The organism is Bradyrhizobium lupini (assembly GCF_040939785.1).
Lineage (GTDB): Bacteria > Pseudomonadota > Alphaproteobacteria > Rhizobiales > Xanthobacteraceae > Bradyrhizobium > Bradyrhizobium canariense_D.
Window position 1 is genome coordinate 1,930,026 of sequence record NZ_CP162553.1, and the last position, 14,324, is coordinate 1,944,349.

Annotated in this window: 16 protein-coding genes; 6 read left to right on the forward strand and 10 right to left on the reverse strand. The window is 64.2% G+C overall.

Annotated elements, in window-relative coordinates; translation table 11 throughout:
• Position 1: 1 nt before the first annotated feature.
• From AB3L03_RS09390 to AB3L03_RS09405, 4 genes are all read right to left on the reverse strand, one after another.
• A complete protein-coding gene (locus AB3L03_RS09390; protein ID WP_368508459.1) occupies positions 2-703 on the reverse strand; it encodes a methyltransferase domain-containing protein in 702 nt (233 codons plus the stop codon).
• A gap of 37 nt (positions 704-740) precedes the next feature.
• Positions 741-1,256, reverse strand: a complete 516-nt coding sequence (locus tag AB3L03_RS09395) for a GNAT family N-acetyltransferase (protein ID WP_368508460.1) — start codon at positions 1,254-1,256, stop codon at positions 741-743.
• A gap of 66 nt (positions 1,257-1,322) precedes the next feature.
• Positions 1,323-2,270 (reverse strand): glycosyltransferase family 2 protein, encoded by a 948-nt coding sequence (locus tag AB3L03_RS09400; protein WP_368508461.1) that lies wholly within the window; start codon positions 2,268-2,270, stop codon positions 1,323-1,325.
• Between the two features lie 62 nt (positions 2,271-2,332).
• Entirely contained in the window at positions 2,333-2,824 is a 492-nt protein-coding gene (locus tag AB3L03_RS09405) for an NUDIX domain-containing protein (protein WP_018454965.1), read from the reverse strand.
• 80 nt (positions 2,825-2,904) lie between these two features.
• Between AB3L03_RS09405 and AB3L03_RS09410 the strand changes: the two genes are divergently transcribed.
• Entirely contained in the window at positions 2,905-3,786 is an 882-nt protein-coding gene (locus tag AB3L03_RS09410) for a metallophosphoesterase (RefSeq protein ID WP_018454966.1), read from the forward strand.
• A 39-nt stretch (positions 3,787-3,825) separates the two neighbouring features.
• Here the strand turns inward: AB3L03_RS09410 and AB3L03_RS09415 are convergent, their stop codons facing one another.
• From AB3L03_RS09415 to AB3L03_RS09425, 3 genes are all read right to left on the reverse strand, one after another.
• Positions 3,826-4,380: a hypothetical protein gene (locus AB3L03_RS09415; RefSeq protein ID WP_368508462.1), complete on the reverse strand. Its 555-nt coding sequence runs from the start codon at positions 4,378-4,380 to the stop codon at positions 3,826-3,828.
• Positions 4,381-4,579: 199 nt separating this feature from the next.
• Positions 4,580-4,786 (reverse strand): hypothetical protein, encoded by a 207-nt coding sequence (locus tag AB3L03_RS09420; protein ID WP_007595122.1) that lies wholly within the window; start codon positions 4,784-4,786, stop codon positions 4,580-4,582.
• 29 nt (positions 4,787-4,815) lie between these two features.
• Positions 4,816-6,447 (reverse strand): isocitrate lyase, encoded by a 1,632-nt coding sequence (locus AB3L03_RS09425; RefSeq protein ID WP_368508463.1) that lies wholly within the window; start codon positions 6,445-6,447, stop codon positions 4,816-4,818.
• Between the two features lie 222 nt (positions 6,448-6,669).
• Between AB3L03_RS09425 and AB3L03_RS09430 the strand changes: the two genes are divergently transcribed.
• The gene (locus AB3L03_RS09430) at positions 6,670-8,115 is read left to right on the forward strand and encodes a short-chain fatty acyl-CoA regulator family protein (protein ID WP_018454969.1); all 1,446 of its coding nucleotides are present in this window, start codon (positions 6,670-6,672) and stop codon (positions 8,113-8,115) included.
• Positions 8,116-8,252: 137 nt separating this feature from the next.
• On the opposite strand, the gene AB3L03_RS09435 is transcribed toward AB3L03_RS09430, so the two are convergent.
• On the reverse strand, positions 8,253-8,546 hold the full coding sequence (locus tag AB3L03_RS09435) for an antibiotic biosynthesis monooxygenase (protein WP_007607017.1): 294 nt from the start codon (positions 8,544-8,546) through the stop codon (positions 8,253-8,255).
• A 229-nt stretch (positions 8,547-8,775) separates the two neighbouring features.
• Here AB3L03_RS09435 and AB3L03_RS09440 point away from each other — a divergent pair, with 229 nt between their 5' ends.
• A complete protein-coding gene (locus AB3L03_RS09440) occupies positions 8,776-9,582 on the forward strand; it encodes a hypothetical protein (protein ID WP_018454970.1) in 807 nt (268 codons plus the stop codon).
• Positions 9,583-9,746: 164 nt separating this feature from the next.
• Positions 9,747-10,088, forward strand: coding sequence for a hypothetical protein (locus AB3L03_RS09445; RefSeq protein ID WP_018454971.1), 342 nt, complete (start codon positions 9,747-9,749; stop codon positions 10,086-10,088).
• Positions 10,089-10,282: 194 nt separating this feature from the next.
• Here AB3L03_RS09445 and AB3L03_RS09450 read toward each other — a convergent pair whose 3' ends face one another.
• A complete protein-coding gene (locus AB3L03_RS09450; protein ID WP_368508464.1) occupies positions 10,283-10,924 on the reverse strand; it encodes a tetratricopeptide repeat protein in 642 nt (213 codons plus the stop codon).
• A 134-nt stretch (positions 10,925-11,058) separates the two neighbouring features.
• Positions 11,059-11,991: a zinc metalloprotease HtpX gene (gene htpX, locus AB3L03_RS09455; RefSeq protein ID WP_368508465.1), complete on the reverse strand. Its 933-nt coding sequence runs from the start codon at positions 11,989-11,991 to the stop codon at positions 11,059-11,061.
• Positions 11,992-12,177: 186 nt separating this feature from the next.
• On the opposite strand from htpX, the gene AB3L03_RS09460 reads away from it, so the two are divergent.
• Both AB3L03_RS09460 and AB3L03_RS09465 read left to right on the forward strand, forming a co-directional pair.
• Positions 12,178-13,479 carry a lytic murein transglycosylase gene (locus AB3L03_RS09460; RefSeq protein WP_247475147.1) on the forward strand — a complete coding sequence of 434 codons (1,302 nt, stop codon included), beginning with the start codon at positions 12,178-12,180 and terminating at the stop codon, positions 13,477-13,479.
• 264 nt (positions 13,480-13,743) lie between these two features.
• On the forward strand, positions 13,744-14,247 hold the full coding sequence (locus AB3L03_RS09465) for a DUF1993 family protein (RefSeq protein ID WP_204513817.1): 504 nt from the start codon (positions 13,744-13,746) through the stop codon (positions 14,245-14,247).
• Positions 14,248-14,324 lie beyond the last annotated feature (77 nt).

Consider the following 14,324-nt stretch of genomic DNA (forward strand, 5'->3'; position numbering starts at 1 on the left):
TTCAGCGGAATGCGAGATAGAGATTGGACGATAGCAGGCCGAGCGACAAACCGGTGTAGCCCACGGCCGCGGACTTGGGGTTGGAGGACTTAGCACTCGCAGACTTGGCAACCAGCGCGGCGAGCCCCAGCAGCCGTTTTCGCGTCATCAGGATCAGATTCTGCTCGTCGGTCCATTCCGACTTGCCGGCGATCATGCAGGCGATCCTGAAGGTGCCGTCCAGATAGTGCGCCAGCGGGATGGCCGTGTGGTGCTCAACCGGAAAGAACCTGTTGGGCACCGTGATGAAGACCCGCCGCGCGACGCGGCCAAGCTCCTCGACCAGGAGCACCTGGTTTTCATGGCTGCCGGCATGCTCGAGCACGGCATTGGACGTCGCGACGTCGAACGCATTGTCGTCAAACGGCAGCCGTGTATTCGGTTCGATCTGCACGTAACGGCAAAGCGGAAAAGCCGCCTTGAACCCGATACCTTCGCCGAGCCCGCAAGCTGTGATCTTGTGCTGATGCGGGTAGCTTCGCTCCAGCACGTTGGCGCCGTCGTTGATCACGTCGGACACGCCGACATCCAGGATCTCGTCCGCCGCGCACGGCTGCATCTGGGCGATGAAATCCTGGTAGATGCGGTCGCGCGCCGCGATCAGCAGCTTTTCCGCCGTGCTCCCGGATGCCACTTCCCGGTAATATTGCTGATCGACCGGCACTGCCCTACCTTCATGTGAGCTTCGAAGCGAGGGCGCGTCAGGTTCGCGACTTGCTCCAGTCGGGACCGACCGGCCCCGATACGCCTTCGAACGCGCCCTCGACCAGCTCGATGACGAGGAGCCGGCTGTAATCGACCGGGCCCGGCATGGTGACGCGTCCCTTGGGGACTTGCTTGAAGCCGACGCGGCTGTAATAGGGTTCGTCGCCGACCAGCAGCACCAGCCGATGGCCCTGCGCCTTGGCATCGTTCAGCGCGCGCTCGAGCAGCAGCCGGCCGACGCCGCGGCTGCGGAACGGAGGCTCGACCGTCAGAGGACCGAGCAGCAACGCCGGCGTGTCGCCCACGCAAATCGGCAATTGCCGGACGGATCCGACCAGCAACGTACCGACGCGGGCGGTGAAGGATAGATCGAGCACATGGTCCACGTGCTCGCGGATGCGGTACGCGCTGAGCACGAAGCGGCCCGGTCCGAAGGTGCGTTCGTGCAGCCGCTCGATCGCCTGAGCATCGCCGACGGCTTCCGACCGGATGGTGAGGGAAAGATCGTTCATCGCGTCGGCGGGATATCACCTTGGAGGGCAGCGGTCTATACGATTGCGCCCGGCCCCCGAGGCATTTCAGCTCCTCCCGAGCGGTGGTTGGGACAGGTAGGCGAGCATCTTCATTTCCCGCCGCCCACGCGTCACGGTGTCGAGCACGAGCCCCGACGAAGCCGAAAGCAGCGCCATGATCATCAGGCCCATGGAGAGGACGGCGGTCGGCAGGCGCGGTACCAGGCCGGTTTCGAGGAAGGTGATCACCACGGGCAATCCGAAAGCGATCGACAGCAGCGCGAAGAGGATGCCGATCGCCGAAAAGAAGCGCAGCGGCCGCTCCAACCGGTTGAGCTTCAGCATCGTGTTGAAGATGCGCAACCCATCCTGCCAGGTATTGAGCTTGGAGAAGGAGCCTTCCGGGCGCGCATAATAGGGCGTCTCCACCTCGGCGACCGGCAGCGACAATTCCAGCGCATAGACCGAGAACTCGGTCTCGATCTCGAAACCGCCGGACAGGACGGGAAAGGATTTGACGAAGCGGCGGGAGAACACGCGGTAACCGGACAAGATGTCCTTGAAGGTGTGGCCGAAAGTCGATGCCAGGAAACCGGTGAACAGCCGATTGCCGATGCGATGACCGCGCCGGTAGGCCGCTTGCGATTGATCGACACGCAGGCCGACAACCATATCCAGATGCTCGTCGAGGAGCTGGTCGATCATGCGCGACGCGCTCGGCGCGTCGTAGGTCGCATCGCCATCGACGAGCACGTAGATGTCGGCTTCGATGTCTGCGAACATGCGGCGAACGACGTGGCCTTTGCCCTGGCGCCGTTCGCTGCGCACGATCGCTCCCGCCTCGCGCGCGACCGCCGCGGTACGGTCGGTCGAATTGTTGTCGTACACGTAGACCTCGGCCGCAGGCAGGGCCTTGCGGAAATCGGCGACGACCGTCGCGACGGCGGCTTCCTCATTGTAGCAGGGCACCAGCACGGCGACCCGAAATGGCCATGACGTCGTCGATTCAGACAATCTTCATCCCTCGTCCATGCGCCGACACCGCAGGCGCGGCGATCTACTAGCACGGGCAGCCATCATCGCCACGTCGCAATCCGCGGCCTGCCGTCCAGCACTTCGGCGATCCGCAGCCGCGTGCCCGGCGTGGTCCCTTCGGGCAGCGCAGTGACCGCGAAGAATCCGCACTCCGCGATCTCGCGGTTGGGCGCGGGCAGGCGATCCTGCTTGAACTGCCTGACGACGTAGACCGCGACATGGTCGCGGCGGGAGACGTGGCTGTTGAGGAAGATGCCGTGCAGCACGGCGTCGCCGGTGAGATCGATATCCCCCTCCTCCTTGAGCTCGCGGCGCATCGCGTGCTCCATGGTCTCGCCGAGATCGACGCCGCCGCCGGGCAGATACCAGCCCGTGACGTAGCTGTGCCTGACCAGGAACACCCTGGTGTCGGCATCCACCACCACGGCGCGGACGCCGAGCGTCATCCCGCGGACCAGCAGGAAATAGGCGTGGAAGATTCGCCGCAGCAGCGGCTCGAATTTCCGTCGGACGCTGTTCAGACGTTCCCCCATCGGGCTCCCTTGATGCCCCGCTTGCACCTAGCCTGCGACCTTGCCATTACAGCGGACGAATAGCGAGGCAATCGCCCCCCATGGCTCCCTTCACGCTCGCCCATCTGTCCGACCCGCATCTGCCGCCGCTGCCGAAGCCGCGGCTGATCGAGCTCGCCGGCAAGCGCGCGTTCGGCTATGTCAACTGGACGCGCAACCGTCACAAATACCAGCGCCGCGAGGTGCTCGACGCCCTTGTCGCCGACGTGAAGGCGCAAGGTCCCGACCACATCGCGGTCACAGGCGATCTCGTCAATCTGGCGCTGGAGGCGGAGTTCGCGCCGGCGCGCGCCTGGCTCGACGGCGTCGGTCCGCCCGACCGCGTCACCACGATTCCCGGCAATCACGACGCTTATGTCCGCGCTACCTTTCATCGCTTCGGCGAAACCTTCGCGCCCTATCTTGCGGGCGACGATGGCCGTATCGGCTTTCCGAGCCTGCGCCGGCGCGGGCCGCTCGCACTGATCAGCCTGTCCACGGCGGTGCCCACCTTGCCGTTGATGGCGACAGGCGCGCTCGGACGCGAACAGCTCGCGGCGCTCGAAGAGGTGCTCGAGCGGCTCGCAACCGAGGACGTCTTTCGCGTGCTGCTGGTGCATCATCCCCTGAAGTCCGGCGCGCGCCACAAGCGCATGACTGACTCCGCCGGGCTGCTGACGCTTTTGAAACGCCACGGCGTCGAGTTGATCCTGCATGGACACGACCACATTCATTCGACGATGTGGTTCGAGGGACCCAACGGCAATATTCCGGCCCTCGGCGTGCCGTCGGCCTCCGCGCTCGCGCACGGCCGCACCCCGGCTGCGGCCTACAATCTGTTCACGATCGAGAAGGACAACGCCGGCTGGCGTTGCGAGCAGACGGTGCGGAGCCTGGGGGTTGGACTTCAGATCGGACAGATCAAGCATGTGAGATTGATTTGAGGCCGCCCGTCATTGCTCGCAATGACGACGGCGAACGTCTCACCAGCTCCGCAGCGCCGCGAGCACGGCAACACCGAACAGCGCGGCGGCGCCGAGCACAAATCCGAACACGAACGGCCACACGCGCGAGCGGCGCCGCGGCGGCGCTAGCTCGGGCTTCGGCTCGGGCGGGACCACCATCGCATGCTCGCGTTCGATCATGCGGCGGGCGACATAATCAGTCACGGCCTCGACGATGACAGCGGTGTCGTGCGATTCGGCGAGCACGATGCGGCCGAAGCGGGTGTCCTGCACGAAGCGGTACATTCGCTTGTCACGCCCCATCAAGATATGCGCGACGACGTCGATCCAGAGCCTGGGCGTGTCGCCCTGGCTGATGCCACGGTCGAACAGGTCGATCTGATCGGGCACCTGCGCGAACAGGGGATCGAGCAGATCGTTGAGGATCTCGAGCCGCGCCACCTCGGCATCGCGCAAATCGACGACGACGCCGGTCCGGTCGGCGGCCTCGATCCGCGCGCGCAACAGCGCATCGCGCAGCCGCACCGGGCGCGGCTGGCTGGGATGGATCCCGCTGGTCTCGGGCTCTGACATTGGCGGCCTCGTCCTCACTTGGCGGGATTAACCTATCAGCAACCAAAGTGTCCGCAAAGGGCCTACAATTCCAGTGACTTACGACGCCCACAAATCTTTCACCTGTGCCAAAAACAGACGGTCCCACCCGGCTTGCGCCGGATGGGACCCTCCGTCCTTGGACGTCTTCTTATTCAGATTGGCATGCAAGTTCAGATTGTCACGCCGAGACCCGCGACGGCTCTTCCACGATCGAGAAGCGGACGCCCGCCTTGTGGCGGTTCTCTTCCGAGACCGAGCGCCAGGCGTCCTCGGCCTCCTTGCGGGTCTTGAACGGACCCTGCACCTGGGCCGAACCTTCCACGAGCTTGTGGAAGTTCATCGAACCGAACTCGCCGCCGATCACCCAGAAATTGCTGTTGGTCATTGTCGTCTCCTGTCGATTAGCGTGATGCGTTAGCCGAACTGGTTCATCGTGTTGTGGGCACCGCCCGCCTTCAGGGCAGCCTCGCCGGCGAAGTATTCCTTGTGGTCGTCGCCGATGTCGGAGCCGGCCATGTTCTGATGCTTGGCGCAGGCGATACCCTGACGGATCTCGGCGCGCTGGACGTTCTTGACATAGCCGAGCATTCCCTGGTCGCCGAAATATTCCTTCGCCAGATTGTCCGTCGATAGCGCCGCCGTGTGATAGGTCGGCAACGTGATCAGGTGGTGGAAGATGCCGGCACGCTTGGCCGAATCCGCCTGGAAGGTACGGATGCGCTCGTCGGCTTCCTTCCCCAGCGGCGTATCGTCGTATTCCGGCTTCATCAGCTCGGCACGATTGTACTTGCTGACGTCCTTCCCGGCTTCCTTCATGGCGTCGTAGACCTGCCAACGGAAGTTGAGGGTCCAGTTGAACGAGGGCGAGTTGTTGTAGGCCAGCTTCGCGTTCGGAACCACCTTGCGGATCCGGTCGACCATCTTGGCGATCTGCTCGATATGCGGCTTCTCGGTTTCGATCCAGAGCAGGTCGGCGCCGTTCTGCAGCGAGGTGATGCAATCCAGCACGCAGCGGTCTTCGCCGGTGCCCGGGCGGAACTGATAGAGATTGGAGGGCAGGCGCTTCGGACGCATCATCTTGCCGTTACGGTTGATGATGACGTCGCCGTTGCGGGCGTTCTCCGCGGTCACTTCCTCGCAATCCAGGAAGCTGTTGTACTGGTCGCCGAGGTCGCCGGGCTTGTTGCTGACCGCGATCTGCTGGGTCAGGCCGGCACCGAGCGAGTCGGTGCGGGTCACGACGATGCCGTCTTCAACGCCGAGTTCGAGGAAGGCGTGACGGCAGGCCCGGATCTTGGCCAGGAACACCTCGTGCGGCACGGTGACCTTGCCGTCCTGGTGGCCGCACTGCTTTTCGTCCGAGACCTGGTTCTCGATCTGGAGCGCGCAGGCACCCGCCTCGATCATCTTCTTGGCGAGCAGATAGGTGGCCTCCGCATTGCCGAAGCCAGCGTCGATGTCGGCGATGACGGGCACGACATGGGTCTGGAAGTTATCGATCTTCTCGATCAGCTCCTTCTCTCTGGTCTTGTCGCCTTCCTTGCGGGCCTTATCGAGGTTGCGGAAGATATCGTTCAGCTCGCGCAGATCGGCCTGACGCAGGAAGGTGTAGAGCTCTTCGATCAGCGCCGGCACCGAGGTCTTCTCGTGCATCGACTGGTCCGGCAGCGGGCCGAACTCGGAGCGCAGCGCCGCGATCATCCAGCCGGACAGGTACAGATAGGTGCGATCGGTCTTGCCAAAGTGCTTCTTGACCGAGATCAGCTTCTGCTGGGCGATGAAGCCGTGCCAGCAGCCCAACGACTGCGTGTACTTGGTGGGGTCGCCGTCGTAGGCGGCCATGTCGGCCCGCATCAGCGCCGCGGTGTAGCGAGCGACGTCGAGGCCGGTCTTGAAGCGATTCTGCAGGCGCATGCGGGCGACGGCCTCGGCCGACACCCCGTTCCAGGTCGGCTGGGTCTCAAGGAGCGACCGGGCCGCCTCGACCTCACTCTGATACGAGGCAGGGGCCTGGAAGGTGCTGATGCCGCGGGGCTGGTAATTCATGTGCCTGATCCTTTCACGACGATGGCACCGCCATCGACATTCTTGACAATGCATTGCGAGATGCGTGTCAGAAGCTAAACGCGAGAAAGCCTAGCTCGTATAGTAGTCTTGTATTTGAATGGTGATGTCATGTAACATAGGTGATTGTAATAAATGTCACTTTGTAAAACTTGTAAAGAATATAGGTCAGTAAGACTGCCTTACGACTTTGGAGACCTGAGAATGCCCGCCGGATCCGGTAAGAAGCTCTTCGTCGGCCCGCGCTTCCGGCGGATCCGGCAGCAATTGGGGCTGTCGCAGACTCAGATCGCCGAGGGGCTCGGGATCTCGCCGAGCTATGTCAACTTGATCGAGCGCAACCAGCGTCCGGTGACTGCGCAGATCCTGCTACGGCTGGCCGAAACCTACGACCTCGACCTGCGCGACCTCGCGACCGCCGACGAGGACCGCTTCTTCGCCGAACTCAACGAGATCTTCTCCGACCCGCTGTTCCGCCAGATCGACGTTCCCAAGCAGGAACTGCGCGATCTGGCCGAGCTTTGCCCCGGCGTCACCCATGCGCTGCAACGGCTCTATGCCGCCTATACCGAGGCCCGCCAGGGCGAGACGCTGGCCGCGGCGCAAATGGCCGACCGCGACGTCGGCACCCGCTATGAGGCCAATCCGGTCGAGCGCGTCCGCGAGCTGATCGAGGCCAACCGCAACTACTTTCCGGAACTCGAGCAGGCCGCGGAGACTCTGCGCGACGGACTGAACGTGCCGGCCGAAGAGCTTTATGCGGCACTGGCGGCACGGCTGCGCGAAAAGCATTCGATCCAGACCCGCATCATGCCGGTGGACGTGATGCGCGAGACGCTGAGGCGCTTCGACCGCCATCGGCGCCAGCTCCTGATCTCCGAACTGGTCGACCCGCCCGGCCGCGCGTTCCAGCTCGCCTTTCAGCTCGGCCTCGTTGAATGCGCGCAGCATCTGGAGACCATCATCGGCCGCGCCGGCGCGCTCGACGACACACCGCGCCGCCTATTCCGGATCACGCTCGGCAACTACTTTGCGGCCGCGGTGATGATGCCCTACCCGGCCTTCCTGGCCGCGGCAGAAGCGTTGAACTACGACATCCATCTGCTGGCGCAGCGCTTCAATTCCGGCTTCGAGCAGGTCTGCCATCGGCTCACCACCCTGCAGCGGCCGAACGCGCGCGGCATCCCGTTCTTCCTCTTGCGCGTCGACAATGCAGGCAATGTCTCGAAGCGATTTTCGTCGGGCACGTTCCCGTTCTCGAAATTCGGCGGCACGTGTCCGTTGTGGAACGTGCACTCGACCTTCGACACGCCTGACCGCCTGCTGAAGCAGGTGATCGAGCTGCCGGACGGCACGCGCTATTTCTCGATCGCGCAGATGGTGCGCCGCCCCGTCGCGCCGCACCCGCTGCCACAGCCGCGCTTCGCCATTGGCCTCGGCTGCGAGATCCGGCACGCCGCGCGCCTCGTCTACGCTGCCGGCATCGATCTGGAGAAAACGGAGGGCACGCCGATCGGCGTCAACTGCCGTCTCTGCGAGCGCGAAAACTGCGCCCAGCGCGCCGAGCCGCCGATCACGCGCACCCTGATCCTGGACGAGACGACGCGGCGGGTGTCGAGCTTTGCATTCTCGAATGCGAGGGAGCTGTAAAGCACACCGTTGTCATGCCCCGCGAAGGCGGGGCATCCAGTACGCCGCGCCTATCGGTTCAATCCCTGCCGTCTCGGAGTACTGGACGCCCGGTCAAGCCGGGCGATGACAGTTGAATGTGCGGCTGCACCCAATCCCTACGCCAGCGTATGCACGATCACCGGCCCGGCGGCGGCGCGGGCGTCGCCTGCAAGCAGCGCGCCCAGATCCTTCTCGATCCAGGCGATCGCACGCCTGTTCGCCTCCTCCGCCTGCTCGAATTTGTCGAAGATCGAAATCGCCGTGACCGTGTCGTCACCGGCATAGACGACGTAATAGGCGCGGAAGCCGTCGACGTCGCTGATGATCGGAACGGCGCCTTCCTTGATACGGCGCGCCAGCTCTTCGGCGCTCCCGCTTTTTGCCTTGGCCTGACGGATGGCGGCATACATGGCATCCTCGCTTCCGGCTATCTGGTTTGAGGGCTTGGTGCCCGGACCGCATGCTACGCCGAAGCGCGCGGGCAATCCACGCTTGGTTAACTCGGCGCTAATTCAGTTCCGCGATCCGCAACGATCGATTAAGCACGCCTCAACATCGCTGCCTTAGTCTCGCCCCACTCACTTTTCGCAAACAACGGCGGCTTATTCTGCCGCGTGAAGTGACATCAGGGGGTTCATCATGCGCATTGCGTTGCTGCTGACCGCGACCATTGTCGGCGCGCTCTTTGCCAATCCATCCCATGCCGGACCGCTGGATCCGTCCTCCGGCGCAGCGCAGGCGTTACCGCCGGGCTTCCAGAGCTACCGCGGCTACATGTTCGACCTGTCGGAGAATTCCGACCGCAAGGATGTCGACAAGCTCACCGACAATGTGAAGAGCCAGATCGACGTGGTCGAGGCTGCCGGCCTCTCGCCGCGCGTGCTGCGCTTCTTCCGCACCGTCCCGATCATCGCCAGCGAGCTGGCCTGCCTCGACGAAGGCGCCGCGACCGCGTGCTACGGCCGGGTCACGCCTGACATCCAGCGCACCGCTCCCCGCACGCTGACGGTCTGGGACCCCAACAAGCAGCGCTGGAGCAATCCGAACGCCGTCGACCTCGCGGTCGATTCCGGCCTCGGCGTGATCATGCTGCGGCCGGATATGATGCGTTACGAAAAGGAAGCGGTGCTGCTGCACGAGCTCCTGCACGCCTACCATGCGCGGCTGTTGCCGGACGGCTACGCCAACAAAGGCGTGATCGGCTATTACGCCTACGCCAAGTCCAAGGATCTCCTGCCCAAGGAATCCTATGCGCTGAAGAATCACATGGAATTCTTTGCGGTGACCGCCAGCATCTTCCTGGCCGGGAAGAGCGAATTCCACGACCCGAAGTCGCGCGAGGCGCTCAAGGAGAAGTTGCCGGACTATTACAAGTATCTGGTGGGGGTGTTCGGCTTCGACCCCGATCCGGCAGCTGCGAGCGGCCCGGTCGCCTCGCTGAAGTAAGACAGACAGCGCAAAACCAAGGCAGAGAGCCGCGCGCACAGCGCGGCTTTTTTGTTTTGGTCACCGGAAGCTGCGGATGACGCGCGGCCGGGAATTGCCAAGGTGGGGCCCGATCTGCATAGTCCCGCCCGCATCGATACCGTTTTCGAAGAGGATAGAACAACATGGCGGACGCCGACCTGGATGTCGTGATCCGGCAACTGGCCAGACAGCTGCATACGGGCCTGATGACCCGCGCCAAGGAGCGCCGGGATCGATTCAACGGCCTTGCGGCCAAGGCCAAGGGCAAGGAGACCGGCGACCGCTTCAAGATGATGGCCAAGGCCACCATGGAGCAGGCCGTTGCCGCCGCCAAGCGCCTGCAGATGTCCGCCGACAACGTCGCCGACAGCTACGCGCGGTCGATGCGGATCGCCGCCAGCACACCGGTCGCGGTGAAGGTGGAGAAGAAGGCGCCCAAGGAAAAGCCGGTGAAGAAGGCGAAGAAGGCCAAAACCAAGAAGTAGGAGCGCACTTTCTTCCTTCTCCCCTTGTGGGAGAAGGTGGCGTGAAGCGCCGGACGAGGGGTGGTTTCCGCGAATTCAACTGCAGCAGACTCACGCGCGGAGAGATACCCCTCACCCGTCTCGCCGCTTCGCGGCGAGCCACCCTCTCCCACAAGGGGAGAGGGTTGCAGCGGCGCACGCAGCTCTAGATATCTCTACCGCCCTGGCGCGGCGAGCCGGGTCGGCTCGGCGCTCGCGAGTTCAGCGAGTTTTGCGCGTGCCGCGTCGCGGGTGCGGGCATCCTTGCCGGCGGGCAGCGCCAGCGCGGCTTCGAAATCGGCGCGCGCTTCATTCGCCTGGCCACGCGCCAGGAAGGCGAGGCCGCGATCGAGCCGAGGCTGCGCATCGGAGGGGTCGAGGCGGACCGCGGTGTTGTAGCTCAGGATCGCGCGATCGAGATCGCCGGCGGCCGCGAGCGCGAGACCGCGCTGGTGATAGGGCGCGGCGTGCCTGGGATCATGCGCGATCGCCTCGTCGTAATCCTCGATGGCAAGTTCGAGGTCGCCGTTCTGCCGGCGCGCCAGCGCCCGATCGCGATAGAGCGAGGCACGGTTGGGATTGAGATGGATGGCGTCGTCGAAATCCGCGATCGCCCGCCGCCAGTCGCCGTGGCGCAACGCGATCCGTCCGCGCCCCTCATAGGCGAACGCGATCAGCGAGCCGCGCAGCGGCGAGAAGCCGATCACCGCCGAACAGATGTCGGGCTCGTCCTCGTCTCCGCAATTGACGACGGTGTGCGTGGACAGGCCAATCAGCACGCCCACGACGATCAACAATGGTACTGCAGCTTTGGTCATCTTCGACGGTGGCAGGCAGAGGGCCGGCCACGCATCCCCTTTCGCAGGAACTGTCACGGCAGGGTGTTAACACCGGCCGGGACCGTCCTGTGTGCGACAGGTCACAAAGCGTGCAAATTAGAGCCGCTGCTGCGTCAGCCCCAAGGCCCGCGCGAGGAGGAGCGGCCCCACGGGCTCCGCGGCGGATAGTTCTCATTGGCGCCGACCGACGGCGACGCCTGCGCACCAAGCTCGGCTGCGAGCTGCTGAAGCGCCGCGATGCGATTTTGCGTCGAGGGATGGGTGGCAAACAGATTGTCCACGCCGTGGCCCGACAGCGGATTGATGATGAACATGTGCGCGGTGGCTGGATTTCGTTCCGCCTCGAAATTCGGGACCTGATGCGCCGCGCTTTCGATCTTCACCAGCGCCGATGCCAGCCACATCGGTTGACCGGCGATGCGTGCGCCGAGATTGTCCGCGGCGTATTCGCGGGTGCGGCTGATCGCCATCTGCACCAGCATGGCGCCGATCGGGGCGAGGATCATCATCAGGATCGAGCCGACGATGCCCGGGCCGTTGTTGTCGCGGTTGCCGCCGAAGAACATGCCGAACTGCGCCAGCATCGAGATCGCACCGGCAATGGTCGCGGTCACAGTCATCAGCAGCGTGTCGTGGTGCTTGATATGAGCGAGCTCGTGCGCGATCACGCCCGCAAGCTCCTCGCGGCTGAGCTGGTGCATCAACCCGGTGGTGACCGCAACCGCGGCATTCTCGGGATTGCGCCCGGTGGCAAACGCGTTGGGCTGCGGCTCGTCCATCAGGAACACGCGCGGCATCGGCAAGTCGGCGCGGGCCGCTAGCTCGGCCACGAGCCCGACCAGCTCCGGTGCGCTGCTGCGGTCGACCTCATGGGCGCCATACATGGACAGCACCATCCGGTCGGAGTTCCAGTAGGTGAAGAGATTGGTCGCCGCGGCAATGACGAGCGCAATCATGGCGCCGCCGGCACCGCCGATCAGATAGCCGACGCCCATGAACAGGGCGGTGAGGCCTGCGAGCAGCATTGCGGTACGAAGATAATTCATGGCCGTCTCCCGAGGCCGGCCGTAGCCGCTGGAGGCGTTGCGGGCCGGCGAGCATGAGGTAGGGATGACCCCGGCCCGCCCGCAAGGTTTCAAGGTGCGTCGCGGAGCCGCGGCACTGGTTTGAGGTCAATCGTTCCATTAAGCTTGGCCGAGAATCCAAGCGTCTCCTCCCCTTGCGGAAACCTCATGCTCCAGACCCGATTTGCGATCGCGGCCGCCGCCCTGCTCACGCTCGCCCTTCCCGCCTCTGCCCAGTTCGCGCCGCCGCCGGCAAAGCCCGCGGCTCCCAGGGCCACTGGGCCCTCGCCGCGCGCGGCGTCGTGCCATAACGGGGCGAACTTCGATCGCTTCCTGGTCGACGTGAAACAGCAGGCCGTTGCCGCCGGCGTGTCGCAGCGGACGATCGCGGCGGCCTCGCCTTACCTCGTCTACGACCAGGGCATCGTCAATCGCGACCGCGGCCAGCGCGTGTTCGGCCAGCTCTTCACCGAATTTGCCGGCCGCATGGCCGCGCCCTATCGCATGCAGAACGGCCAGCAGCATATCAAGCAACATGCGGCCGCGTTCGCGCGCGCCGAAAAGGAATACGGTGTGCCGCCGGCAGTGATCGCCGCGTTCTGGGGACTGGAGAGCGATTTCGGCGTCAACATGGGTAATCTGCCGACACTGAAATCGCTGGTGTCGCTGGCCTATGATTGCCGCCGCTCGGAGATGTTCGTGAACGAGACCATCGCCGCGCTGAAGATCATCGACCGGGGCGACCTGCATCCGGACGAGATGGTCGGCTCCTGGGCCGGCGAGCTCGGTCAGACCCAGTTCCTGCCCGTGCATTACGTCAACTATGCCGTCGACTATGACGGCGACGGCCGACGCGATCTCCTCCGCAGCGAGGACGACGTGATCGGCTCGACCGCGAACTACATCGCCAACGGCTTGAAGTGGCGGCGCGGCGAGCCGTGGCTGGAGGAGATCAAGGTGCCGCAGAACCTGCCGTGGGATCAGACCGACCTCACGGTGCAGCTGCCGCGCTCAAAATGGGCGCAGCTCGGGGTTACCTATCCCGACGGCCGGCCGCTGCCGAACGACAATCTCGCGGCCTCCGTGCTGCTGCCCATGGGACGCTTCGGTCCGGCCTTCATGGCATACCCGAATTTCGCGGCCTACACCGAGTGGAATAACTCGCTGATCTATTCGACCACCGCGGGCTATCTCGCCACCCGCATCGCGGGCGCGGCTCCGATGCGAAAGCCGTCCACGCCGGTCGCGCAGCTGCCATTCAACGAGCTCAAGCAATTGCAGCAGCTTCTGGTCCAGGCCGGCTTCAATGTCGGCAAGGTCGACGGCGTGCTGGGCCAGCAAAGCCGCGCCGCGGTGAAGGCGATGCAGATCAAATACGGTCTGCCGGCCGATTCCTGGCCTACGGCCGAACTGCTCGCTCGCATGCGCGGGGGCACGGCACAGGCGCAGCCAGTGGGGACGATCCGGTAAGCACCAGGATCGCTGTCATGCCCCGCGAAAGCGGGGCATCCAGTACGCTGCGGCCTATCGATTCAATCACAGCTGCCTCGGAGTACTGGATCGCCCGGTCAACCGGGCGATGACACGAGGGTATGACGCCGATAGCACCACAAGCCCGCTCGGTAGAATTTTCGCACTGCACAAGCCCCTCCGGCGATTGTATTTTTCCATGACGTTCCCATGTGAGTAGCTCAGGTTTCTCCTGAGATTTCCCACCACAAGAGCGAGCATCACATGTCTTTCCACGACGCCGTCGTTCCCGCCTATTTGCAAATGCTGAACAGCCTGACCGGCCTGCTCACGAAAGCCGAGGCGCATTGTGCGGCCAAGAAGGTCGATCCCGCCGTCCTGCTCGGCTCCCGCCTGTTTCCGGACATGCTGCCGCTCTCGAAGCAGATCCAGCTGGTCAGCGATTTCGCAGCCAAAGGTTGCGCCCGGCTGACCCATAGCGACGTGCCCTCCACACCGGACACCGAGACCAGCTTTGCGGAGTTGAAGCAGCGCCTGGCGAAGACCATCGACTATGTGAAATCGTTCAAACCGGAGCAGTTCGAGGGCGCCGACACCAAGGACGTCACCTTCCCGGCCGGGCCCGACAAGTCCATCACCATGAAGGGCCAGCAATTCCTGAGCGCGTTCTCGCTGCCGAACTTCTATTTCCACGCCGCAACCGCCCACGGCCTTCTGCGCCACGCCGGCGTCGAGATCGGCAAGCGCGATTTCCTCGGCGCGAACTGAAACGCGATCATTCAGACGGCCGCGGCGGGCGATCGAATCTGCTGCCGCGGCTGAAATTGCACATGCTCTATGCTGCG